The sequence below is a fragment of the Dactylosporangium sp. NPDC000521 genome, from assembly GCF_042898305.1.
In the GTDB taxonomy this organism is placed as follows: domain Bacteria; phylum Actinomycetota; class Actinomycetes; order Mycobacteriales; family Micromonosporaceae; genus Dactylosporangium.
Genome location: NZ_JBIAYW010000033.1, coordinates 1 through 22,930, shown reverse-complemented (window position 1 = coordinate 22,930; position 22,930 = coordinate 1). Strand labels below are relative to the sequence as shown.

Genomic DNA, 22,930 nt, shown 5'->3' with positions numbered 1-22,930 from the left:
AACCCCCTCCGGCCGCGCAGCGGCTACGGTGATCCGCCATGACCACTTCGGAGGCGACCGTCGGCGTGTTCGACCTCTTCACTGTCGGGATCGGCCCTTCGAGCTCGCACACCGTGGGACCGATGAAAGCCGCCGCCACCTTCGCCGCTCACCTCACAGACCTGCAGGTCATCGACCGTGTGGAGAGCGTCAGGGTGGAAATCTTCGGATCCCTCGCCGCGACGGGTCGCGGGCACGGCACCTTCACCGCCGTCCTTCTCGGCCTCGAGGGAGTCCGCCCGGATGCGGTGACCCCCGCCGAGGCCGACGAACGACTAGCCGCGATCACCTCGACCGGCACGGTCCTCCTCGCAGGCTCACATCGAATCCCCTGCCGCATCGAGGATTTCGTGCTTCGGCCGCTGACCGTGCGCCAACGACACACCAACGCGATCTCCTTCACGGCACTCGGTCCCGCCGAGACGGCTCTCGCCGCAGAGGCGTACTACTCCATCGGCGGCGGCTTCATCGTCCGGGATGGTGACGACGCCCCACCGGTCGGTGCCACGTCACCGCCCGCGCCGCTGCCATTCCGAACCGCAGCCGACCTGCTCGCGATCTGCGACGACAGCGGACTGACCATCAGCCAAGTGATGCTCGCCAACGAGCGGACGCTGCGATCACATGCGGATATCCGGCAGGGGTTGCGCAAGCTGTGGCAGGTCATGGAGGCATGCGTCCATTCGGCGATTGCACGCGTCGGCGTACTCCCGGGAGGACTGGGCGTGCGCCGTCGCGCGGGTGACTGGGCTGCCCGACTCGCCGTTGAAGACCCCGACCATCGAGACGAGTACTGGCAGCAGCGCGTGAACCTCGTCGCGCTCGCCGTGAATGAGGAGAACGCGAGCGGGGGACGAATCGTCACGGCGCCGACCAACGGTGCGGCAGGCATCATCCCCGCAGTGCTGTATTACGCGCTGCACTACACACCGGCGAGCCGTTCGGTCGAGGTCGGCGCCGAAGACGACATCATCGAGCGGTTCCTGCTCACCGCGGCGGCGATCGGCAGCCTCTACAAGGCGAACGCATCGATCTCCGGCGCAGAAGTGGGCTGCCAGGGTGAGGTGGGATCGGCGTCGTCGATGGCCGCGGCAGGTCTCGCTGAGATCCTCGGCGGTACGCCGCGTCAGGTCGAGAACGCCGCCGAGATCGCGATGGAGCACAATCTCGGCCTCACCTGCGACCCGATCGGCGGGCTCGTCCAAGTGCCGTGCATCGAACGCAATGCGATCGCTGCGGCGAAGGCGATCAATGCGGCGAAGATGGCGCTGTGGGGTGACGGCAGCCACCATGTGTCCCTGGACCAGGTCATCGCGACCATGCGTGAGACCGGCGCGGACATGAGCGACAAGTACAAGGAGACGGCGCTTGGCGGTCTCGCCGTCAATGTCGTCGAGTGCTGAGCGGCGCCCGTCGAACTTCGACATCAATCACGTCACGCAGTTGCAGCGACCCAGCGGGGTCGCCCGAGGAAGGAGACTGCCCATGCCGGCTCGCACCGTATTCAAGAATGCAACGGTATTCGACGGGGCCAGCATCGGTGATGCTGACCTCGTCATCCAGAACGGGCGTGTCGTGGACATCGGCTCGGACCTGGACGGCGACGAGATCGTGGACTGTGCCGGGATGTCTGTGGTTCCCGGCCTGTTCGACTGCCATGTGCATGTGACGGTTCGCGATCTGAACATCGCTCGCGCCGAGCAGCAGGCGTTCTCCCTGCAGTACTTCGAAGCCCAGCGAAACCTCTCACTCTTGCTGGATCAGGGCATCACCTCCGCCCGGGACGCTGCGGGAGCAGACCTCGGCGTCAAGCAGGCAATCCAGCAGAAGCTCATCGAAGGGCCCCGGTTGCAGCTTGCGATCGTGATGCTGACGCAGACAGGAGGGCACAGCGACCTCCATCTGCCCTCCGGCGGCCAACGTTCCGTGCCGATGATGATGGAACATCCGGGACGTCCGGCCTCGATCGTCGACGGCGCCGACGGAGTCCGACGCGGCGTGCGCGAGGTCCTGCGTGCCGGCGCCGACGTGATCAAGATCGCCACCACCGGCGGAGTCATGTCGCCCGGAGACAATCCGCGGCACGCGCACTTCCGAGACGACGAGATCGCAGTGATCGTCGCAGAGGCCGCCGCGGCGGGAACGTACGTATTCGCTCACGCGCAAGGAACGGAAGGAATCAAAGCCGCCTTGCGCAACGGTGTCCGCTCCATCGAGCACGGCTACTATCTCGACGACGAAGCGGTGGACCTCATGCTGCAGAAGGATGCCTGGCTGGTTCCGACGCTCTCGGCGACGCGCGCCATCATCGATGCGTCCGACAGCGGCGTCCCGATCCCCGCAGAGAACGCCGATCTCGCTCGCGAGGCGTTTGAAGCACACAAGGCGAGCTTCGCACTCGCCGTCGACGCAGGGGTGAAGATCGCGATGGGAACCGACACCCCGCCTTACTGGAGCCCCGCCGCCAGCAATCTCAACGAGTTGGCGCTGATGACCGACCTGTCCTCGATGTCCGCGCTCGACGCGTGGCACGCGACCACCTCGAGCGCAGCGCAGCTGCTCGGATACGACGAGCTCGGCGTACTCCAGCCGGGCAAGCTGGCAGACCTCGTCGTCGTCGACGGCGATCTGACAGATCTCCGCGATCTCCGCGGGCGCATACGCCAGGTGTGGCTCAACGGCGATCGGGTTCGCTGAGTGCACAACCGGTGATGCTGTCTGCCCGAGACGGCTGAACGCCTCGGGCAGACAGCATCGTTCCATTAGGGATCCGCCAGGAATCCCGCCAACATAGCGGCCGCGAACTCCGCGCGTTCGTTCTCCCAGGCATGGCCGGCGCCCGCAATCAGGAGCATGCTGGCGCGCGGGATCTCCGCAGTCATCGCCAGGACGTCCTCCCTACTGACCACAGGATCCTCGCGACCATGCACGACCAGTGTGCGAGCGGCGACCGACCCGAGGCGCCCACGCGTGTCGAAACCCCGCGTCGCAGCGAAACGCCGGCTGAGCGCGCGACCCTGAGCGCCCCCAGCCTCCCCGCTATCAAGGCGTCTGTCGTGACGATCAACGGCGGGCGCCATCTGCCGCAGAAGCGCCTCTGCCCGGGTCGTATCGCCGGCCTCCAAGGCAACGAGGAGCGCCCGTGCGTTCTCCGGAAGGCGATCCGGGTCAGGAGGGGATTGTCCCGTAGCACCAAGAACGAGGCGGTCCAGACGATCCGGGTGACGCAGCGCGAAGGCCTGCGCCACCATTCCTCCGTAGGAGGTTCCCAACACGTGCGCGCTCTCGTACCCGAGCGCGGTGATGAGCTCTGCGAGGTCATCGGCGAGGTCGTCGATCGTGTACGGATCAGCGGCGAACGAGCTCCTGCCTCTGTCTCGCTGGTCGTACGTGATCACCGTGAACGAGGTGTTGAGGTGTCGGCGGAGCCTGTCGAACAGCTCCTGGCCGACTTGCAGCCCGTGGACGAGCACGACCGGAGGGCCGACGCCGTCCAACCGGTAGGAGGTGCGGCCGCCGTTCGTCGCGACGACCGACACCGGCCCTTCGGTCAACCCGTCACCAGACCTTGCGCGCTCGAGCGTCCGCAACCAGCTCGGGGTCGGGGACAAGCCGCTTCGCGCCAACCGTCGCGAGCGACTGCTGGGAGAAGTGGAACCCGAAGTCCTCGGCGACCAGCTTGCGCCAGGGGCGGGAGAGAATGTTGTGCGTCGCCCACCGCGCGAACCGCGGACGCTTCATGATGTCCCTGGCGATCTCCCATGCCTTCGCCAGCAGATCTTCCCGCGAGACGACATCACTGATGAGACCGTATTCGAGCGCCTTCGGCGCCGGGATCGAGCGACCCGTGTAGATGTTGTAGGCCGCCCTCTTCGTTCCCATCAGGTGTTGCAGGGCCAGCGACAGACCATCGCCGGGTGCCGTGCCTGCCATGAAATGGGGATCCATGAAGTCCGCGTCCTCGGCGGCCAGGGTGATGTCGCACAGGAGCGCGAACTCCGTGTGGATACCGGGACCATTGACTGCGGCGATCGTGGGAATGTCGAGGTTGTTGACGAAATTCTCAATCAGCTTCCACGCATCGATCGTCTGCTGAAAGATATAGTCCGGTTCCTCCTCGACCAGCGCCCTCGGCCAGGTTTGCTTCGGGTCTCCCTGGAACCAGGTCGCGCCCGTGCCGGTGAGGATGAGAACGTGGTTCTCCGGGTCGTTGCCCACGTCCTGCCATACCCGGTTCCACGCGTTGTGTGCCGCCCAGTTGTGGACATACGGCCCGTCGTCCGTGTGGAGCCGAAGCTCGATGATGCCGTCCTCCCGGCGCATCTTGAAGAACGCCGCATACTTCTCGGAGTATTCCTCCAGCGTTAGGGGCGGCACGTAGCCGGCCCATCCGTGATCTGATGCGTTCACTATGGGTGTTCCCTTCCTCGGCTTTAGCGCATTTCATGCACTAGTGAGACAACGTAGCTCTTTCGCCGCGGGCAGCGTGAAACTCAGGCCAGGACGCAGGAAAATGTTGAGGGAGCGTACTTGGTGAAGGTTCGGGCCAGTCGTTGGCGTCTTCGTGCCGTAAACCGCTGAAGATGAGATCCACGATCCTTCTTGCGTCGTGGGTGAGCGAGGGATCGAGACTCCCTCGCAGTCTTCTGGCCACGAGCGGAGACTTTGCCACGGCCACGGCCACGGCCACGGGCACGGCCACGGGCACGGACAGATGGACAGGCGCTCCGAACGGCGTGCGAGCGTTACCGAACCGGCGCCGACGACCGGAGTGACGGCCGCCCACCTCGCCCAAGGGCGAATCTGCAGTGCGTGGATCAGTCGTCTGCCCCCTCATCCAGGACGCGAATCTGCAGGTTAGCAGTCAGAGTATCCATGAATCTTCAACATTGGGTCGCGAGTGTTTCGGGCGCAGCATGATGAGGCGTCCCGTCCACATCGGCAAAAGAGGCATCCATGATTCGACTCGCATCGCGCTCCCGGTCGCCGTTCGGCGTCGTGGGATTCCTGGTGATCATGGAGCTGGGAAGCGGCATGCTGCAGGGGTGGTTCTCGCCGTTGCTCGCGGCGATCGGCCAGCAGTTCGCCGTCGACGCGGGGGCGCTCAACTGGGTCAACGCGATGTACATGCTGGTCACGGTCGCCTGCGTGCCGATCCTGGCGAAGCTCGGCGACATGTTCGGCCACAAGAGACTCCTCACGGTTGCCGCTGCATTCGTCGTCATCGGCTCCCTGGTCGTGGCGTTCGCACCGACCTTCGAGCTCTTCCTCGTCGGTCGCGCACTGCAGGCGCCCCTCGCGGCATTCCTGCCGCTCGAGTTCGCGATCGTCCGTGCGCGCGACGAGAAGTCTGCGAGTAGGAACATCGGCGTCCTGGTCGGAGCGCTCACCCTCGGCGGGGCCGTCGGTTCGCTCGCCTCGGGTGTGCTGTACGCCGCGATACAGGATCTGACCGTCGTCCTCGTGTTTCCCGCGATCTTGATTGCCCTGTGCCTGCCGGTCGTGGTCTTCCTCGTCCCCGAGACGACGGTGCGCAAGGGCGGTCGCATCGACTGGGTGGGCGCGGTCCTCCTCACCGTCGGTCTGCTGTCCACCCTCACGGGGATCTCGAACAGCGGCGCATGGGGGTGGCTCAACCCAGGAACCCTCTTGCTGATCCTCAGTGGCATCGCCCTCCTCGTCCTCTGGGTGTTTCTCGGACGACGGATGAAGGATCCTCTGGTCGACCTGAGCATGCTGACGAAGAGCGGCATCGGCCTGCCGATCGTCGTCTCCGTCCTGTTCGGCGCGCAGACCTACGGGGGGCAGACCGCGAGCTTCCTCTGGCTTCTCAGCGAGCCCGACCGCGTGGGTTACGGGCTCGGCATGCCCACCGCTGCAGCCGGCGCCACCATCGTGCTCTACGCTGTCGCCGCGTTCGTGGGGACGCTGCTCGGCGATCGCCTGTCCCGTTGGATCACCCCGCAGCGAGCTGTGGCATTGGCCGGCGTCTTCGCGGCGGCGAGCTTCGCGCTGATGATCGTGTTCGCCGGCTCGACGGTCCTCTTCATCTCCTGGATGGCCGTGGGTGGTCTGTCCGCTGGCGTGCTCCTCGCCGTCCTTCCGGCGATCGTCGTGCGCAACGCACCCGCCGATTCCGTCGGCATCGCCTCCGCGCTGTTCAACACCGCCCGCACCGCCGCGGGAGCGGCGGCAGGCGCCGTGTTCGCATTGGTGATGTCCCTGTTCGTCACAGCCCGCACCGTCGACGGGGCCGTCACCGCACAGTCGACGCCGACGTCGTTCTTCGCCGTCTGGGCGATCTGCCTCGGGATTGCTCTGGCGCTCTCCATCCTCGCCCTGCGCATGCGGGTGGCGAAGACGCCCGACACGAGCGAGGTTGTCGACGCATCCGCCACCGCATCCAGCACCACCGAATAGGTCGAAGGATGATGACTACCGCGAACCCCCCGCAGTCCCGTTCGGCCACACCCGAGGCACGCAACGCGATCCTCGGCTCCCCCCTCTGCGGCGTCAGCCCGATCGAAGCCTCATCCGGCAAAACCCAGCGCCGCCGCCTCAACCGCGGCGGCGACCGCCGCGCCAACTCCGCCCTCTACACCATCACCATCGACAGACTCCGCTGGGACCACCGCACCCGCGCCTACGTCGAACGACGCACCAGCGAAGGCAAAACCCGTCGCGAAGCCATCCGCTGCCTCAAGCGATACATCGCACGCGAGCTCTACCAACTCATCACCCGCCCCCAACCCTCAACCCCTTGACATCCATAGGGGCATCAAGCTCGCCGTTCGCTTCGAAGCCACCGTCACCATCGCCGCCATCAGCCAATGGCTTCGCGCGTTATGAAACGCGGCCTAACTGGACGTTTGATTCTGGTTGGGATGGATAACATCCGGTCCGCACATCAACAGTCACTGCCCACGTGCGCCCGAAATAGCCAAGAACATCATCATTACAGCCGATTCGCGCCTGCGGCATACGAGACGTTTCAGCAACGGATCATGTCTGATTCACTTTTGTCACGGAAACAACGGACCTGGCGTCCGTCACGCCGACCCATGGCCACCGTACGCACAGTGGCATGGCTGAACGCAGCGCGTACCCCTCCGACCTGTCCGACGCCCGCTGGGCCCTCATCGCCCCCCGACTGACCGGGTGGCGTCAGACCCGCACCGACGCCGGCGTCGACGGCCGCACACCGACACACGACCTACGCGAGATCTTCAACGCGATCCTGTACATCAACCGCACCGGCATCCCCTGGCGTTACCTGCCCCACGACTTCCCGCCCTACCGCACCGTCTACGGCTACTTCGCCGCCTGGACCAAGGAAGGCATCTTCGTCGAACTGAACTACGACCTCACCGGCCTGGTCCGCGACACACCGGCAAGCTGGGTGGTTGCGGTGTCCACGGCGTAGGCGATTTCCGCGGTGTCGGCGAAGGTCTGTCCAGCGAACGCGGCTTTGCGCAGCAGCCGCCACCAGCCTTCGGTCATGTTGAGCCAGCAGGCGGCCTTCGGGATGAACACCTGCTGGATGCGGGGATGGCGGGCCAGCCACTGCCGCACCTTGACGCTGAAATGGCTGGACAGGTTGTCGGTGACCACCCGGATCTGCCCGCGCGGGTTGGCTTCGGCGATCTGGGTGAGCAGCCCGATCCAGCCGTCGCTGTTGCGGGACGGGGCGCAGCACGTCAGCTCGGTGCCGTCACGGATGCGCAGACCGCCGTAGACCCACAGCTTGTCCGACCCGCGGGAGTACTCCAAGGGCGCTTTTGACGCGGTGGCCGTCGGGCGACCAGCCCGGCGCGGGCGGGAACGTCCGCGGGATCACCGGACCCAACTCGTCGGCGCAGATCACCGTCGTGCGCGACGGCGGGTGGGTGTAGAGCTCGACGACAGCTGTTCTTTTGGGGCGAAGTCAGGGTCCTTGCTCTCGGCCCAGGACCGGGTATGGCGCCAGCGCACCCGCTCCGCGAGCAGGATCCGGCGCACCTGGCTGCGGTGCACATCGATCCCCTCGACCCGGGCCGCCTCGGTCAGGCTGTCCAGGGTCCATTGCGGCGGCCCCTGCTCGTCGGCGCAGCTCAGATCCCCGCCGGCGGTACGTTGCGGCCGGCCGGGCGGGACCGAACGGGCCAGCGCGATGATCCGGCCCCGCTCACCTTCGGTGATCCGGCGTTTGCGTCCCGCCCCGGGCAGGTCGCCCAAGCCGTCGATACCCTCGGCGTTGAACCGCGCCAGCCGTTCCCGCACCGTCTGCATGTGACAGCCGAGCCGCGCAGCGATACCGCTGGTGCGTTCACCATCCCAACTCGCCGCGATCATCTTCGCCCGCATGATCCAGTCCGCCGGCGCATGCCGGGCACCGGCCAGCTTGCGGACCTTGCGCTCCTCCTCCGCATCGACCGGAGGACGCGCGTACAGCAACTTCGGCATAACGATCGCCTCCCCACCAGCATCCCACCGCAGGGCACCAGCGATCTACACCCCCAAAGAGGAACTGAGCATTAGGTGGGTGCCGCATGGGCAGTCAGGAGCCGCATTGCCGCTCGTTGCTGCGATGACCTGCGGTTTATCGGTCAGTTTCGGGACCACCTCGTTCGGGTGGTTTTCGATGTTCGTGAGTTTCGGGCCCGCCTTGGCTGGCGGGAGCATCGGCTGGTCTGGACGGGAGCCTGCCGATGGCGCCGATGTCGAAGGTCGACCTGTTCGCGGCGATCCGACGGGACTCGCGGGCCGGCATGTCCGTGCGGGCGTTGGCTCGTCAGTATCGGGTCAGCCGCCGCACGGTGCGTTCGGTGCTGCAGTCGGCGTGGCCGCAGTCGCGCAAACCGCTGCCGCCCCGGGCGTCGAAGCTGGATGAGTTCAAGCCGATCATCGACGGCATCCTCCGCGGGGATCTGGACGCGCCGCGCAAGCAGCGGCACACCGTGAAACGGATCTACGACCGGCTGATCGCCGAGCACGACATGCTCGACGTGTCCTACGCGGTGGTCCGCGCCTACGTCGCGGACCGCAAGCCGAAGATCCGAGCCGAGGCCGGACGGGGACCGGTCGACGTGTTCTTCCCGCAGACGCACCGGCCGGGCGCCGAGGCGGAGGTCGACTTCGGGGAAGTCGCCGTCAACCTGCGCGGCGAGCTGGTGACCTGCATGCTGTTCGCGCTGCGGCTCTCCTTCTCCGGCAAGACCGTCCATCGGATCTTCATCTCAGGTGGTCAGGAGGCGTTCCTGGAGGGCCACGTCCACGCGTTCACTACCCTCGGTGGCGTCCCCACCGGAAAAATCCGCTACGACAACCTCCGCGCGGCGGTCGCCCAGGTCCTCGGGTTTGCGCGGCAGCGGGTCGAAACCGCCCGCTGGACGGCGTTCCGATCCCACTTCGGCATCGATGCTTTCTACTGCCAGCCGGGCCTGCAAGGCGCCCACGAGAAGGGCGGCGTCGAGGGCCAGATCGGCTGGTTCCGCCGCAACCACCTCGTCCCCGTCCCTTCTCTGAACTACCAGCAATCCTCGTATCTTGCGTTCACGGCCCCCCGGTCGTCCTAGCTGGCCTCTGGTTCGGTAGGCGTGAAGTCGTAGGTGGCCCAGTCGGCGATCGGGACGTATCCGATGCGCTGGTAGAGGGCGTTGCTGGTGGGGTTGGCGGCGTTCGTGAACAGGACGACGTCCGTCGCGCCTGCGGCGAGCGCGGCTCTGCTCACCTCGGCTGTCACGGCGCCTGCGTAGCCGCGGCCGCGTAGGTGGGCGGGGGTGTAGACGGGGTCCACGCGGACCTGGCCGGCGGCCATCGGGTTCACGCCCGCCATGGAGACGGGCGTGCCGTCCGGGGTCTCCCAGAACATGTAGCGTTTCTCGGCGAAGCGAGTACCGGCCCAGGAAGCGGCGTCAATCGTGACAGCCTCCCCGACGTCTGCGGCGAACTCGCGGCACCAGCGCATGAGCTGCTCCTGGTCCCGCTCGCCCACGAGGCGGCCCCAGCCGGCCGGCGCAGGTTCCGGTGGCGTGAGGGTGCCGAGGCGGTGCAGGTGGAGCCGAACGCGGGGCGTCGGCGTCGCACCTGTGTGCCGCTGCCATGCCTCGGCAAAGGCGGTGGCGGTGTGGTGGTCCGCGCTGACGGAAGGAAGCGAGTGCCCGAGGGAGACCAGGTGGGCGGCGAGGGTGTCGGCTTGCTCGGGCGTAAGGCATGTGACGCTCAGGCCGGCGGGCGGGAAGCGGTAGAAGGTGGCCCGGACCTCACCCGCCTGCTCCAGCCAACCGAAGACGGCGGCTGGGGTTCCGTTTCCTGCCGTCCCGAGCATGCGCAGCTTCTCGGTCATTGTCAGTGCCATGGTGTGCAGGGAGGGGCGAGAGCGCAGGAAGTCTCCGGCTCGCGCGAGGAAGTCGTCGATATCTTCGGTGAGGTGCCAGTCGTCCGGGCGCATGCTTGATGATGCCCCAGTGCCCTCAGCTGAGGGAAAGGCGACTGGCCGGTCTGAGTCGTTGTCTTCCGAACGCCGCGCATGATGACGCATGCCTAGGGCTTCCGATCAGCGTTGGAGTCACTCCCGGACGTGGCTGCCTGCGTCATGTCGCCGGTGGCGTGGATCTCCTCCAGCCGTGCCCGTTGGGCAGGGCTCGGCCGGAGTAGTGACCATCTGAACTAAAAATGATCATGAAGTTTCGTGTGGTTCGGCGTGGGGCGATGGGCTGACCTGGGTGGTTGATGTGGTGACGGTGCGTCCGGTGATGGCGGGGAAGGTTGGTATGCCGAGTGCGATGGCGGTGTTGCGTCGCTGGATCGCGCCGTCGGTCTGGGCGAGTTTGTCCCTGGCGGCGGCGAGGCTGACCCGGAGTCCTTCGGCTTCGCCGAGCCAGCCCTCGTGTTCGGCTTCGCTGATGCGGGTGATGAGGTTGTCGCGGATCTCGGTGAGGCGTTGTCGCTGGTCGGGGTCGACTCGGAGGAGTGGGCAGCGAACACAGCTGTGTTCGTGGATGCAGCTGGTGCCGTAGGCGCGCCCGCAGTCGCCGAGGGCGAGGCGACGGCGTTGGAAATGGCCGACGAGCACACGGGCCTTGGCCAACGCTGCCCTGGATCGGGACGCCTCCACGCCCAGGGCGAAGGCGGCGTCCATCAGCTTCAGCGCCGTTTCGGCCGGAACTTGTTTGGCGATCAACGGCTTCCGTGGCTTCGTTGTCATCCGTTGTCCGGCGGTGGCATGGGCTGGTTCGATTGCCGGGAGCTTCGGTCGCCGTACTACGTCATGCGGTCGCGGTCCCCAACCGGGTACTGGCCCGGCGTCTTCCCGGCTGGCTGTACATCCGCAACCCGAACCTGCCCAAGCGTCGGCTCCATGACCAGCTCGCTACAAGCCAACCGCCCCGCCGGTCGCGGCACGTATGTGTAGCGCGGTTGCACTTGTCCATCTGTGTCGCGCGCCAGTGCGTCAGCGGCTGTTTCAGCTGCCAGACGTTGAGCTTCGATGCCTCCTCTGGGTGGGTGTTCCATACATAAGGGCTCCCGTTTACGTTGTTGATCTTTCCGTCGTTCCGGCCATGGGCAGGGTGAGTCAGGGCTTCGAACGGTTCGGCTCTGGAATGTCGAGCCGGACGCGGATGGAGGTAACCTCGTCCGGCTCCACGCTGGGCCGTCCGGCGATGGTGAGCTGAGTCTGGCGGGCAGCCCACCGCGACCAGCGGTCGTAAGCTTCGGCTTCCGTAGTGCCGGCAGCGGCGGCGACTTCGGCGAGGCTCGCACCGGCCCGGAAGGCTCGATGCATAGCGATGGGTTGCCAGCGTGACCACCAGGCCACGACAGCCGCGGACAGCGCCAGCTCGGTCAGGTGGAACCCTGCGGGCTTCTCATCGAGACGCAGGGCCATGGCGTGATCACGTAGCTCACCGAGCAGCGCGAAGGGGTTGTGCGCTTCGGCTTCCTCGAAGGTCACCGGCAGATGTTGTGCGGGCGCTTCGGCCCTGGGCTGAGGTACAGCGACTTGCGAGGCGTGCTGTTCTGTCGGGATGGGCTGCTGGCTGATGATCTCGTCAGCGTCTCCTCTCGATTGGGGGATGTGTTCCATACATACTGTCTCCTGTCTACGTTGCTTGGGCTACACGTTGCTGTTGAGCTGCGGTTTTGGTGTTGATAACTCCAGTGGAGCCTTGAGAGCGCGGACCCTACATTCGCGAAGCTCTTGCCTGGTCCGCGACCGCGACACCAAGTTCACTGGGTCCTTCGACGCCGTGTTCGCTGTGTGGCGCAGCGGCGGGCGGCGCGTGGCTGGAAAGTTTCAGGAATCACCGTGTTCGCCGGGGGCGCGGCTCCCCGGGGAGGCCGTGAGTTTTTCCTGGCCACCGGGTTAGTCCAGAATTCTACCGTTGCGGGCAGGCATTGACTTAAAGGTTTAAGGTCGCCACCTTCCATGGCACGTCGATTGACGATGACCTGTGGAACGAGGAGACCTCATGAGGCACCGAAGAGCCCTGCTGGCGTCCGGCGCGGTGGGCGCGCTCGTGGCCGCCGCCGCCGTGGTCGTTACGCTGCCGGCCGCGGCCGCGGCCGCAGGCTGCGCTGTCACATATCAGAACACCAATGCGTGGCAGTCGTCGCCCACGTCGGGCGGTTTCAACACCACGCTGGCGATCACCAACCTCGGTGACCCGGTCAGCCATTGGACCCTGACGTTCACGCTACCCGCCGGGCAGACTCGCGCCGGCGGCTGGAACGCGACGTTCACGGGCACCACCTCGGTCTCCGCCACCGATGTGGGCTGGAACGGCACCATCGGCACCGGCGCGACCAACGCGAGCGTCGGGCTGCAGGGCGAGTGGACCCGGGCGACCGCCGGCGCCACGCCGCCGACACCGTTGCCGCAGCCGACCAACTTCGCGCTCAACGGGGTCGCGTGTACCGGCAGCACGACCAGTCCGAGCCCGTCGGCCAGCAGCTCGTCGGGCGGCAACCAGGCGCCGACGGTGGCCCTCACCAACCCGACGGCCGGCCAGGCGTTCACCGTGCCGGCGACGGTCAACTTCGCGGCCACCGCGAGCGATCCCGGCGGTTCGGTCGCCCGGGTCGACTTCCTGAACGGCTCGACGGTGCTCGGTTCGGACACCACGTCGCCGTACACGTACGCGTGGGCGAATGTCCCGGCCGGGACGTACTCGGTGAGCGCCCGCGCGGTGGACAACCTGGGTGCGAGCACGACCACCACCCCGATCTCGATCCGGGTCAACGGGCCGAACACCGGCGGGGCGGCCCCGGCACTGCACGTCACCGGCAACCACCTGGTGACCGCGGCCGGGGCGACGTACCGGCTGCTGGGGGTCAACCGGGCCAGCGCCGAGTTCGCCTGCGTGCAGGGCAAGGGGCTGTGGGACAGTCCGCAACCGGATCAGGCCACCGTTGATGCGATGAAGGCCTGGAACATCCACGCCGTGCGAATTCCGCTGAACGAGGATTGCTGGCTGGGCACGTTTGGTACCCCCAGCGGTGCCACCTATCAACAGGGCGTCAAGGACTACGTGGATCTGCTCGTGGCCAACGGGATCACGCCGATCGTGGAGATGCACTGGAACCACGGCGTGTACACCGGCAACGCGTCGGCCTGTGCGGACGCCAACGCGACGTGCCAGAAGCCGATGCCGGACGCGCAGTACGGGCCGGCGTTCTGGACCTCGGTGGCCACCATGTTCAAGGCCAACAACGCGGTCGTCTTCGACCTGTTCAACGAGCCGTACCCGGACGCGGCCAACAACTTCAGCGACGCGACCGCGGCGTGGAAGTGCCTGCGCGACGGTGGCACCTGCGCCGGGATCGGCTACCAGGTGGCCGGCATGCAGAGCCTGCTCAACGCGGTGCGCGCCACCGGAGCCACCAACGTGGTGATGGTGGCGGGTCTGACCTGGACCAACGACCTGACCCAGTGGCTGACCTACAAGCCGACTGACCCGACCGGCAACCTCATGGCCTCGTGGCACACGTACAACTTCAACGGCTGCGTGACCACCGCCTGCTGGGACAGCCAGATCGGCACGGTCGCCGCGCAGGTGCCGGTGGTGGCCGGCGAGATCGGCCAGAACACGTGCGCCCACGACTACATCGACCAGGTGATGGCCTGGGCGGACGCGCACGGCGTCGGCTACCTGGCCTGGACCTGGAACCCGTGGGGCGTCTGCTCCAGCCAGGGCAACGTGCTCATCACCGACTACGCCGGCACGCCGACCAGCACCTTCGGCGAAGCCTTCAAGGCGCACCTGCTCACCCAGAACCCGTAACCCGCAACCCGTCGAGGCGACGGGCCGGGCCGTGGCTCCCGTCCGGGGGCGCGACCCGGCCCGTCGAGCCGGCCAAGGCCGCTGCGCCGCCGCGGCACTTAAACGTTCAAGAAAACGGGTCCGTTCTGTTCTGTCGGACATCCCTGACCCCGGGAGATGGCACATGAAGAAGCGAGCGGCGGCCCTGCTGGCCGCGGCGTTACTGTGGACGGCGGGCTGTTCGGGTGGTGGCGACGGCGGCAGCGCCGCGGCCCCGGCCGACCCGGCCAAGGTGAGCGGTGACATCACCGTGCTCACCCACAAGACCGACCTCGCCGGCGACGGCACCTTGGACAAGTACGCGGCCGAATTCAACAAGATCTATCCCAACGTGCACGTCAAGTTCGAAGCGGTCGTCGCCTACGAGACCGACGTCAAGGTCCGGATGAACAGCGACAACTACGGCGACGTGCTGATGATCCCGGCGGCCGTTCCGGTGCCCGACTATCCGAAGTTCTTCGCCCCGCTCGGCGACGCCGGCGAGCTCAGCAAGAAGTACCGCTTCGTCGACAAGGGCACCTACAACGGCCAGGTGTACGGCATCGCGACGAACGGCAACGCGAACGGCATCGTCTACAACAAGGAGGTCTGGCAGCAGGCCGGGATCACCAGGTGGCCCACCACCTTCGACGAGTTCCGCGCTGATCTGCAGGCGATCAGGACGAAGACGTCGGCGACCCCGCTGTACACCATCTACCACGAAGGATGGCCGCTGACGGCCTGGCAGGGCTACGTGGGTTCGAGCAGCTGCGACCCGAAGGCCAACGACAACCTGGCCACCGAGACCGCGCCGTGGAGCGCCGGCAAGGAGCTCCACCAGATCGACACGCTGCTCTACAACGTGGTGCACGACAAGCTGATCGAGGCGGATCCCACGACGACGGCCTGGGACGGCGGCGCCAAGAGCGGCATCGCCACCGGGAAGATCGGGACGCTGATGCTGGGGTCGTGGGCGATCTCGCAGATGCAGGCGGCCGCGAAGCAGGCCGGCAAGGACCCGGCGAACATCGGCTTCATGCCGTGGCCCACCCAGGTGGGCGGGCACTTCTGCTCGGTCATCGGCCCGGACTACCTGCAGGGCGTGAGCATCCACTCCAAGAACAAGCAGGCGGCGCGTGCCTGGGTCGACTGGTTCGTCGACAAGAGCACCTTCGCCCAGGACGAGGCCCTGCTGCCGACGCTCAAGAGCGGGGCGCTGCCGCCGGATCTCAAGGCATACCAGGACGCGGGAGTCCAGTTCATCGAGCTCAGCCAGGAGAAGAACCCCCTGGTCTCGAAGATCGACAACGAGTCCGAGATCGGGGTGAACAAGCCGGACTACCGCCAGAAGCTCGTCGACATAGCGCGAGGTGCCGCCGGCGGCAGCGTGGACGCCTACTTCGCCGACCTGAACAAGAAGTGGTCGGCCGCGATCAAGTCGGCGGGTTCCTGACCGGCCGCCCCGGGCGGGGTGGGGAGCCCGGCCACGGCCGGCCGCCCCACCCCGCCCGGGTGGGACACGACGAGCGAGGCGACATGCTTGATCGACACGGCACCATCGCAGCAACCCCACAACCCGCGGACCACACGACCGACGACCGGGCCATCGCACCACCGGCCCGGCGGCAGCGGCCGCGCGGCGTGCTCGCCCGGCTGACGCCATGGCTGTTCCTGGCCGTGCCGCTGGCGTTCCTGGTGACGTTCACCTATGTGCCGGCGGCCAACCTGTTCTACTACAGCCTGACCAAGTGGGACGGCTTCAGCCCGGAACAGCAGTTCGTGGGACAGGACAACTACGTCCAGCTGTTCACCCGGCCGGAGCTGTTCCAGGTGTTCTTCGTCAGCCTGTTCTACATGGCGTCCGGGGTCGTGCAGATGGTGCTGGCCCTGTACTTCGCGACCGTGCTGAGCTTCAACACGAGGTTCCGGAACTTCTTCAAGGGCGTCCTGTTCTTCCCGTACCTCATCAACGGCGTCGCCATCGGCTTCGTCTTCCTCTACTTCTTCCAGCCCGGCGGCACCCTCGACTCCGTCCTGCGCCTGTTCGGCGTGCGCGGTCAGCACCTGTGGCTGGGCGACCCCGACATGGTCAACTGGTCGCTCGCCTCGGTGTCGCTCTGGCGCTACCTGGGCCTGAACTTCGTGCTCTTTCTCGGCGCGATCCAGTCGATACCCGGGGAGATCTACGAAGCGGCCGAGATCGACGGCGCGAACCGCTGGCACCAGTTCCGGCACCTGATCCTGCCCGGGATCCGTCCGGTGATCAGCCTGAGCGCCATCCTCGTCGTGTCCGGTTCGCTGTCGGCGTTCGAGATCCCGTACATCATGACCGCCGGCGCCAACGGCAGCACCACGTTCGTCATCCAGACGATCAAGCTGGCCTTCCAGTTCAACAAGGTGGGACTGGCCTCGGCGGCCGCGGTCGTGCTGCTCGCCATCATCCTGCTGGTGACCTGGATCCAGCGGCGCATCGTGCCCGACGAAGGGGTGGATCTCGTATGACCTCCATCAACGGGCGGGACGTCGGCGCCCGCATCGCCGTCGCCGGCAAGTACCTGTCGCTCGTGGCCGCGTCGGCGGTGACGCTGCTGCCGCTGGTGGCCGTCGCCCTGGCGGCGCTGAAGACCGAGCGGGAGTCGGCCAACGGCGGGCCGCTGGATCTGCCGGGCAACTGGCTCAACCTGCACAACTTCGAGGTCGCCTTCACCCAGGGGCACATGCTGCGAGCGTTCGCCAACACCGCCGTGGTACTGGTGTTCTCGATCACGGGCACGGTCATCATCGGCTCGATGACGGCGTACGCGATCGACAGGTTCACCTTCCGGTTCCGCCGCCTGGTCATCGCCAGTTTCCTGGTCGCGGCGCTGGTACCGAGCGTCACGACGCAGGTGGCGACGTTCCAGATCATCGACCGGCTCGGGCTGTTCAACACGCGGGGTGCGCCGATCGTGCTGTACATGGGCACCGACATCATCTCGATCATCATCTTCCTGCAGTTCATGCGGTCGATCCCGGTCTCGCTCGACGAGGCGGCCCGCATCGACGGCGCCTCCTCGTTCCGGATCTACCGCACGGTGATCCTGCCGCTGCTCAAGCCGGCGATCGCGACCGTGGTCATCGTCAAGGGCGTCGTCGTCTACAACGACTTCTACGTCCCGTTCCTCTACATGCCCTCGCCGGACCTCGGGGTCATCTCCACGTCGCTGTTCTACTTCAAGGGCCCCCACGGCGCGCACTGGGAGATCATCTGTGCCGGTGCGGTCCTCGTCATCGTGCCGACGCTGATCGTGTTCCTGTTCTTGCAGCGGTACATCTACAACGGATTCACCAGGGGTGCGACGAAGTGACGCAGGCGACCGTGCACGAGGGCTGGACCGTTCGCGCCGTCGGTGGCGACATACCGGCACAGCTGGCCGGCGTGCGGGTGCCGGCGACGGTGCCCGGCTGTGTCCATCTGGACCTGCTCGCCGCCGGCCTGATCCCCGATCCGTACCTGGACGAGAACGAGCGGCTGGTCGCCTGGATCGGCCGCGTGGACTGGCGGTACGAGACAACCGTGCCGTGGGCCGGTGCGGGCGGCGACGATCAGGTGGACCTGGTCGCGCTGGGCCTGGACACGGTCGCCACGGTCGAGCTCAACGGCACCGTCCTCGGCCGTACCCGCAACATGCACCGCAGCTACCGGTTTCCGGTCGCGCACCTGCTGCGCCCGTGGGACAACACGCTCGCGGTGACGTTCACCGGCGCGCTCACCGCGGCCGAGCAGTCCGGCCGCGAGCTGGGCGCGCGGCCGCACGTGAACCGGCATCCCTTCAACACGATACGCAAGATGGCCTGCGACTACGGCTGGGACTGGGGTCCGGAGCTGGGCACCGTGGGCATCTGGCGCCCGCTCCTCCTGGAGTCCTGGCGGGTGGCGGGTATCGCGAGCGTCCGGCCGCTGGTGGAGGTCGTCGGCGGCACCGGCGTGGTGCACGCGCACGTGGACCTGCGGTCGGCGGCGCCGGCGGAGGAGCCGCTGCGGCTGGAGGTGTCGGTCGGCGACGTCCGGGTCGAGGCACGCGTGCCGGCCGGGCAGCGATCGAGCACGGTGGAGGTACGGGTGCCGCACGTCCGGATCTGGTGGCCGCACGGGTACGGCGAGCAGCCCCGCTACGACGTGACCGTGCGGGTGCACGACGCGGCGGCCAAGCTGGACGAGTGGCACGGCAGGATCGGGTTCCGCACCGTCGCGCTGGACACCGCGCCGGATGCCGACGGCACGCCGTGCACGCTGCTCGTCAACGGCGAGCGGGTGTTCGCCCGCGGGGTCAACTGGATACCCGGCGACTGCTTCCCCTCCCGGGTCGGCCGCTCCCAGTATGCGCAGCGGCTGACCCAGGCCCGCGACGCCAACGTCAACCTGGTCCGGGTCTGGGGCGGCGGCATCTACGAGAGCACCGACTTCTACGACCTCTGCGACGAACTGGGCCTGCTGGTTTGGCAGGACTTCCTCTTCGCGTGCGCCGCGTACGCCGAGGAGGAGCCGCTGCTCGCCGAGGTCGTCGCGGAGACCCGCGAAGCGGTGACGCGGCTGAGTCCCCATCCCAGCCTGGTGCTGTGGAACGGCGGCAACGAGAACATCTGGGGGTACCACGACTGGGGCTGGCAGCCGGCTCTCGGCGGGCAGAGCTGGGGCTGGCGGTACTACACCGAGATCCTCCCGGCGGTCCTGGCGGAGCTCGACCCGACCCGGCCCTACATCCCGGGCTCCCCGTACTCGTTCGACCCGCAACGACACCCGAACGAACCGGCGCACGGCACGACGCACATCTGGGACGTTTGGAACACGCTGGACTACACCGAGTACCGTAGCGTCGCGCCCCGGTTCGTGGCGGAGTTCGGGTTCCAGGGACCACCGACCTGGGCCACCCTGACCAGGGCCGTCCACGACGAACCGCTGCGGCCCGACTCGCCGGGCATCCTGCAGCGCCAGAAGGCCGCTGACGGCAATGCCAAGCTGGCCCGCGGCCTGACCGGCCACCTCCCGGCACCCGCGACGTTCGAGGACTGGCACTGGGCGACCTCGCTGAACCAGGCACGCGCGGTGGCGTTCGGCGTCGAGCATCTCCGCTCGCTCACCCCGCTGTGCATGGGCGCCGTGGTCTGGCAGCTCAACGACGTGTGGCCGGTCATCTCATGGTCCGCGGTGGACGGTGACGGACGCTGCAAACCGATGTGGTACGCGCTGCGCCGCAGCTTCCAGGACCGGCTGCTGACCGTGCAGCCACGCGACGGCGGGCTGGCGCTGGTCGCCGTCAACGACAGCGGCCGGCCGTGGCGCGTGGACGTCCCGGTACGCCGGTGCGACTTCGACGGCGGCGTGCTGGCGGCGGGCACGGTGCGGGTGGACGTGGCCGCCAGGGCAGCGGTGACGGTGGCGCTGCCGCCGTCCGTGGCGACGCCGGCCGACCCGGCGCGCGAGCTCATCGTGGCCGGGATCGGCGCGGCACGGGCACTCTGGCACTTCGCGGAGGACATCGACGCGCTGCTGCCGGCGCCGCAGCTGTCCGCCAGGGCCGAACCGGCCGCGTCCGGGTACCGTCTGACGGTGACCGCCGACGCGTTCGTGCGCGACCTGACCGTGCTCGCCGACCGGGTGGCCGGCGACGCGCACGTCGACGAGGCGCTGGTGACGCTCCTGCCGGGCGAGACCGCGACCTTCGCCATCCGCACCGCCGCGGCGGTGCCGCCGGAGGCGTTCCTCGACCCGCTGGTGCTGCGCAGCGCAAACCAGCTCGTCGCCGGACCGGCCGCCGTCCTCGGCACCGGCGGGGTGCGGCGGTGAAGCGGCCGACCATCGCAGAGATCGCGGCGCAGGCCGGCGTCTCGATCGGCGCCGTGTCGTACGCGCTCAACGGCCGGCCCGGGGTGTCCGCGAAGACCCGCCAGCGCATCCTCGACATCGCCGACGAGATCGGTTGGCGGCCGAGCGTCGCGGCTCGGTCGCTGTCCGGTTCGCAGGCCCACACCGTCGGCCTGATCATCACCCGGCCGGCGGAGACGCTCGGTGTCGAGCCGTTCTTCATGCGGTTCATCGCGGGGCTGGAGCGCGAGCTGTCCGGGCGGCGCATCGCGCTGCTGCTGCAGGTCGTCGAGGACCACCGCGCCGCCATCGAGGCGATGCGGCTGTGCTGGGCCGAGCGGCGCATCGACGGCATCGTGGTCACCGATCTGTGGGGCGAGGACTCGCGGGTCCCGGTCCTGGAGGAGCTGCAGATGCCGGCCGTACTGGCCGGCCGTCCCCGGGCGGACACCCGGCTGCCCGCGGTCTGGACCGACGACTCGGCGGCGGTGGACTCGGCCGTCGACTACCTGGTGGCGCTCGGGCACCGCCGCATCGCCCGGGTCGCCGGGCTGCCGGCGCTGGATCACACGCAGGTGCGCATCGCGGCGTTCCGCGCGGCCGTCCGCAGGCACGGCCTCGGCGAGCCGCAGGTCGTCGAGACCGACTACACGTGGGAGGAGGGCGCCCGGGCCACCCGGACGCTGCTGTCCCGCCGCGACCGGCCGACCGCCATCATGTTCGACAACGACGTGATGGCCCTCGCCGCGCTCAACGTGGCACAGGAGATGGGCATCGCCGTGCCCCGGGAACTGTCCATCGTGGGCGGTGACGACTCGCAGCTGTGCGTCCTGGTACGACCGGCGCTAACCGCCCTGTCCTGGGACATCCAGGCGTACGGCGCGCACACCGCGCGCGTCCTGCTGGACACGATCGACGGTCGATCACCCGACTCGCACCAGGAACGGGCCGCCCGCCTGGTCGTCCGCGCGAGCACCAGCTCCCCACCCTCCTGACACCACCCGCACCCGCCGGCGGGCCGCAGGCCAGCAGCCGCGGCCGTGGCGTCGCTCCGCGCCGGGTCAGGGCCCGCAGCCGGCGAGCAGCGCGACGAACGAGAACGTCACCTACGACGAAGACCGATCCCAGATCCGCACCGGCACCGGCCCGCAAGTAATGGCCGCCCTACCTGTTTACGCCTGTACCGCGCCAAAAACTCGTTTACGTGCTGTGAGCTGGGTTGTTGGCGGGTTGGTCAGGCGGCCCGGTGGTACTCGCTGATCACGCCACCCAGGACACGTCGTCGATGGATCCGTTGGTCGATCGCGATAATGATGCCCGGGTCGTGGTCGGGTGGGCGCTGGTTCAGGCTTGGTGTGGCCGGTGCCGGTCGAAGTGGTCCTCGTAGTCGCGGAGCACGGTGCGGGCGTGCTGTTCGCCGTAGATCAGGATCTGGTCGGTGCACTCGGCCCGGACGCTGCGCACGAATCGTTCCGCGAAAGCGTTCGCCCGGGGCGTCTGGGGTGGGGTCTTCACCACCTTGATGCCTTCGCCTTCGAACACCGCGTCGAACGTGTCGGTGAACTTGGCATCCCGATCGCGGATCAGCAACCGGAACCGCCCCGGCCGCTCGCCGAGGTCCATCACCAGGTTGCGGGCCTGCTGGTAGTCCACGCCGCGGTCGGATGAGCAGTGACGCCCAGGATGTGGACCCTTCGGGTGGTGATCTCCATGACGAACAGGACGTACAGGCGGCGCAGCATGACGGTGTCGACGTGGAAGAAGTCGGTCGCCAACAGGCCGGATGCCTGAGCCCGGAGAAACGTGCGCCAACTGGTGTCCGTTTCGCGCGGGGCAGGGCCGACGCGCGATCCGGCCAGGATGCGGCGGATGGTCCCGGCACCGACCCGGTGACCGAGACCGACGAGTTCGCCCTGGATGCGCCGGTGGCCCCAGCGGGGGTTCTCCCGGGCCAGGCGTAGGATTAGGTCACGAAGGTCGTCGTCGATGCGTGGCCGGCCGGGTCGGCTGGGGAAGATCCAGTGCCGCTGGATCAGGCGCCGGTGCCAGGCCAGTAGCGTGGCGGGCGTGACGATCCGGTGCTGCCACAACGCTCGAGGCAGAGCCTGCATCAACGCGGACAGTACCGCGCGTTCCGGCCAGGTCAGGCGCGGTCGACCGACCTGGCGCCGCAGTATCGCTACCTCGTGACGCAGTACCACCAGTTCGGCGATCATCGCCGGCTTGCTGCGGGTGGCCTGCGGCAGCCAGCCGAACACCCGCACCGCGCTGAGGTACAGCAGCCGAACGAACATGTCCACCATGCTGCGTCACCGCCACGAAACAGCAGCTCACACGCTGTGCGACGAGTTTTGGCACGGCACAAGCCCGAAGACCTCGTCTGGGTGTCTCGCGCCCGGACACGAACGTGGGAACCTCGCGTCATGGCCGTCTGGCCTCCGGACGACAAACGACGGATCGGTGCTGCCGACGAACTGCACATCGCCGGCAAACGTACCGACGGGACCCTGCGGCGTAGAGCCAGTCGTCGGAGCGGCCGCGGACCCGAAGCGTGGCGCTTCCCGCACGTTGCCCGTTTCCACAACGTATCGGTGCCGCGGCCCGCCTGTTACTGTGCCGACAGCGCTGTCATATCGCTGTGCACGAAGCACTTGAAAGGGCAACACATGCGCCGTCTGCTCTCCGCCCTTGCGGCATCCGCCGCGTCCGTGGCGCTCGTCGTGACCGCCGCGCTCGTCGTCCCGGCGGCAGCCGCTGACGACACCCC

The 22,930-nt window shown here is 67.7% G+C and carries 19 protein-coding genes and 2 pseudogenes; 12 read left to right on the top strand and 9 right to left on the bottom strand.

Features of this window, described 5'->3' with window-relative positions; translation table 11 throughout:
• The first annotated feature begins 38 nt into the window (after nt 1–38).
• Together ACFY3L_RS50020 and ACFY3L_RS50015 are read left to right on the top strand one after the other, a co-directional pair.
• Nucleotides 39–1,442: an L-serine ammonia-lyase gene (locus ACFY3L_RS50020; protein WP_389341448.1), complete on the top strand. Its 1,404-nt coding sequence runs from the start codon at nt 39–41 to the stop codon at nt 1,440–1,442.
• Between the two features lie 82 nt (nt 1,443–1,524).
• Nucleotides 1,525–2,736 (top strand): amidohydrolase family protein, encoded by a 1,212-nt coding sequence (locus tag ACFY3L_RS50015; RefSeq protein ID WP_389341445.1) that lies wholly within the window; start codon nt 1,525–1,527, stop codon nt 2,734–2,736.
• Between the two features lie 65 nt (nt 2,737–2,801).
• Here ACFY3L_RS50015 and ACFY3L_RS50010 read toward each other — a convergent pair whose 3' ends face one another.
• Together ACFY3L_RS50010 and ACFY3L_RS50005 are read right to left on the bottom strand one after the other, a co-directional pair.
• On the bottom strand, nt 2,802–3,578 hold the full coding sequence (locus ACFY3L_RS50010; RefSeq protein WP_389341442.1) for an alpha/beta fold hydrolase: 777 nt from the start codon (nt 3,576–3,578) through the stop codon (nt 2,802–2,804).
• 19 nt (nt 3,579–3,597) lie between these two features.
• Nucleotides 3,598–4,449, bottom strand: coding sequence for an enoyl-CoA hydratase/isomerase family protein (locus ACFY3L_RS50005; RefSeq protein ID WP_389341439.1), 852 nt, complete (start codon nt 4,447–4,449; stop codon nt 3,598–3,600).
• 606 nt (nt 4,450–5,055) lie between these two features.
• Between ACFY3L_RS50005 and ACFY3L_RS50000 the strand changes: the two genes are divergently transcribed.
• The 3 genes and pseudogenes from ACFY3L_RS50000 to ACFY3L_RS49990 form a co-directional block, all read left to right on the top strand.
• Nucleotides 5,056–6,459 (top strand): MFS transporter, encoded by a 1,404-nt coding sequence (locus ACFY3L_RS50000; RefSeq protein WP_389341586.1) that lies wholly within the window; start codon nt 5,056–5,058, stop codon nt 6,457–6,459.
• 80 nt (nt 6,460–6,539) lie between these two features.
• Nucleotides 6,540–6,803 (top strand): annotated as a pseudogene (locus ACFY3L_RS49995) (transposase); the annotation flags it as partial.
• 320 nt (nt 6,804–7,123) lie between these two features.
• Nucleotides 7,124–7,420, top strand: a pseudogene (locus tag ACFY3L_RS49990) (transposase); the annotation flags it as partial.
• On the opposite strand, the gene ACFY3L_RS49985 reads toward ACFY3L_RS49990, so the two are convergent.
• Together ACFY3L_RS49985 and ACFY3L_RS49980 are read right to left on the bottom strand one after the other, a co-directional pair.
• A complete protein-coding gene (locus tag ACFY3L_RS49985; RefSeq protein WP_389341436.1) occupies nt 7,396–7,809 on the bottom strand; it encodes a transposase in 414 nt (137 codons plus the stop codon). The pseudogene ACFY3L_RS49990 and the gene ACFY3L_RS49985 overlap by 25 nt on opposite strands.
• 90 nt (nt 7,810–7,899) lie before the next feature.
• Nucleotides 7,900–8,481 (bottom strand): helix-turn-helix domain-containing protein, encoded by a 582-nt coding sequence (locus ACFY3L_RS49980; protein WP_389341433.1) that lies wholly within the window; start codon nt 8,479–8,481, stop codon nt 7,900–7,902.
• 254 nt (nt 8,482–8,735) lie between these two features.
• Between ACFY3L_RS49980 and istA the strand changes: the two genes are divergently transcribed.
• A complete protein-coding gene (istA, locus tag ACFY3L_RS49975; RefSeq protein ID WP_389341430.1) occupies nt 8,736–9,593 on the top strand; it encodes an IS21 family transposase in 858 nt (285 codons plus the stop codon).
• On the opposite strand, the gene ACFY3L_RS49970 is transcribed toward istA, so the two are convergent.
• The 3 genes from ACFY3L_RS49970 to ACFY3L_RS49960 all read right to left on the bottom strand — a co-directional run bounded on the left by ACFY3L_RS49970 (nt 9,590) and on the right by ACFY3L_RS49960 (nt 12,103).
• Nucleotides 9,590–10,468 (bottom strand): GNAT family N-acetyltransferase, encoded by an 879-nt coding sequence (locus ACFY3L_RS49970; RefSeq protein WP_389341427.1) that lies wholly within the window; start codon nt 10,466–10,468, stop codon nt 9,590–9,592. The two genes, istA and ACFY3L_RS49970, sit on opposite strands and share 4 nt — an antisense overlap.
• A 228-nt stretch (nt 10,469–10,696) precedes the next feature.
• Nucleotides 10,697–11,224, bottom strand: a complete 528-nt coding sequence (locus ACFY3L_RS49965; protein ID WP_389341424.1) for a hypothetical protein — start codon at nt 11,222–11,224, stop codon at nt 10,697–10,699.
• A 369-nt stretch (nt 11,225–11,593) separates the two neighbouring features.
• Nucleotides 11,594–12,103, bottom strand: coding sequence for a hypothetical protein (locus ACFY3L_RS49960; RefSeq protein ID WP_389341421.1), 510 nt, complete (start codon nt 12,101–12,103; stop codon nt 11,594–11,596).
• Nucleotides 12,104–12,488: 385 nt separating this feature from the next.
• Here ACFY3L_RS49960 and ACFY3L_RS49955 point away from each other — a divergent pair, with 385 nt between their 5' ends.
• The 6 genes from ACFY3L_RS49955 (at nt 12,489) to ACFY3L_RS49930 (ending at nt 21,158) form a co-directional block, all read left to right on the top strand.
• Nucleotides 12,489–14,300, top strand: a complete 1,812-nt coding sequence (locus tag ACFY3L_RS49955; RefSeq protein WP_389341418.1) for a cellulase family glycosylhydrolase — start codon at nt 12,489–12,491, stop codon at nt 14,298–14,300.
• Nucleotides 14,301–14,463: 163 nt separating this feature from the next.
• A complete protein-coding gene (locus ACFY3L_RS49950; RefSeq protein ID WP_389341415.1) occupies nt 14,464–15,771 on the top strand; it encodes an ABC transporter substrate-binding protein in 1,308 nt (435 codons plus the stop codon).
• Between the two features lie 83 nt (nt 15,772–15,854).
• Complete coding sequence (locus ACFY3L_RS49945) at nt 15,855–16,820, top strand: carbohydrate ABC transporter permease (protein ID WP_389341412.1); 966 nt, start codon at nt 15,855–15,857, stop codon at nt 16,818–16,820.
• The gene (locus tag ACFY3L_RS49940) at nt 16,817–17,665 is read left to right on the top strand and encodes a carbohydrate ABC transporter permease (protein WP_389341409.1); all 849 of its coding nucleotides are present in this window, start codon (nt 16,817–16,819) and stop codon (nt 17,663–17,665) included. The genes ACFY3L_RS49945 and ACFY3L_RS49940 overlap by 4 nt, the downstream gene beginning before the upstream one ends.
• Complete coding sequence (locus ACFY3L_RS49935) at nt 17,662–20,145, top strand: glycoside hydrolase family 2 TIM barrel-domain containing protein (RefSeq protein WP_389341406.1); 2,484 nt, start codon at nt 17,662–17,664, stop codon at nt 20,143–20,145. The genes ACFY3L_RS49940 and ACFY3L_RS49935 overlap by 4 nt, the downstream gene beginning before the upstream one ends.
• The gene (locus ACFY3L_RS49930) at nt 20,142–21,158 is read left to right on the top strand and encodes a LacI family DNA-binding transcriptional regulator (protein ID WP_389341403.1); all 1,017 of its coding nucleotides are present in this window, start codon (nt 20,142–20,144) and stop codon (nt 21,156–21,158) included. Before ACFY3L_RS49935 ends, ACFY3L_RS49930 begins: the two co-directional genes overlap by 4 nt.
• 349 nt (nt 21,159–21,507) lie before the next feature.
• Here ACFY3L_RS49930 and ACFY3L_RS49925 read toward each other — a convergent pair whose 3' ends face one another.
• Both ACFY3L_RS49925 and ACFY3L_RS49920 read right to left on the bottom strand, forming a co-directional pair.
• Entirely contained in the window at nt 21,508–21,786 is a 279-nt protein-coding gene (locus ACFY3L_RS49925; protein ID WP_389341400.1) for an integrase core domain-containing protein, read from the bottom strand.
• Complete coding sequence (locus ACFY3L_RS49920) at nt 21,786–22,457, bottom strand: helix-turn-helix domain-containing protein (RefSeq protein WP_389341397.1); 672 nt, start codon at nt 22,455–22,457, stop codon at nt 21,786–21,788. Before ACFY3L_RS49920 ends, ACFY3L_RS49925 begins: the two co-directional genes overlap by 1 nt.
• Between the last annotated feature and the right edge of the window lie 473 nt (nt 22,458–22,930).

Bases quoted from the DNA above. Each gene is read 5' to 3' on its own strand.
- ACFY3L_RS50020 (WP_389341448.1), top strand. From the start codon at position 39: ATGACCACTTCGGAGGCGACCGTCGGCGTGTTCGACCTCTTCACTGTC.
- ACFY3L_RS50015 (WP_389341445.1), top strand. From the start codon at position 1,525: ATGCCGGCTCGCACCGTATTCAAGAATGCAACGGTATTCGACGGGGCC.
- ACFY3L_RS50000 (WP_389341586.1), top strand. From the start codon at position 5,056: ATGGAGCTGGGAAGCGGCATGCTGCAGGGGTGGTTCTCGCCGTTGCTC.
- ACFY3L_RS49980 (WP_389341433.1), bottom strand. From the start codon at position 8,481: ATGCCGAAGTTGCTGTACGCGCGTCCTCCGGTCGATGCGGAGGAGGAG.
- istA (WP_389341430.1), top strand. From the start codon at position 8,736: ATGTCGAAGGTCGACCTGTTCGCGGCGATCCGACGGGACTCGCGGGCC.
- ACFY3L_RS49970 (WP_389341427.1), bottom strand. From the start codon at position 10,468: ATGCGCCCGGACGACTGGCACCTCACCGAAGATATCGACGACTTCCTC.
- ACFY3L_RS49965 (WP_389341424.1), bottom strand. From the start codon at position 11,224: ATGACAACGAAGCCACGGAAGCCGTTGATCGCCAAACAAGTTCCGGCC.
- ACFY3L_RS49960 (WP_389341421.1), bottom strand. From the start codon at position 12,103: ATGGAACACATCCCCCAATCGAGAGGAGACGCTGACGAGATCATCAGC.
- ACFY3L_RS49955 (WP_389341418.1), top strand. From the start codon at position 12,489: ATGAGGCACCGAAGAGCCCTGCTGGCGTCCGGCGCGGTGGGCGCGCTC.
- ACFY3L_RS49950 (WP_389341415.1), top strand. From the start codon at position 14,464: ATGAAGAAGCGAGCGGCGGCCCTGCTGGCCGCGGCGTTACTGTGGACG.
- ACFY3L_RS49945 (WP_389341412.1), top strand. From the start codon at position 15,855: ATGCTTGATCGACACGGCACCATCGCAGCAACCCCACAACCCGCGGAC.
- ACFY3L_RS49940 (WP_389341409.1), top strand. From the start codon at position 16,817: ATGACCTCCATCAACGGGCGGGACGTCGGCGCCCGCATCGCCGTCGCC.
- ACFY3L_RS49925 (WP_389341400.1), bottom strand. From the start codon at position 21,786: ATGGACCTCGGCGAGCGGCCGGGGCGGTTCCGGTTGCTGATCCGCGAT.
- ACFY3L_RS49920 (WP_389341397.1), bottom strand. From the start codon at position 22,457: ATGTTCGTTCGGCTGCTGTACCTCAGCGCGGTGCGGGTGTTCGGCTGG.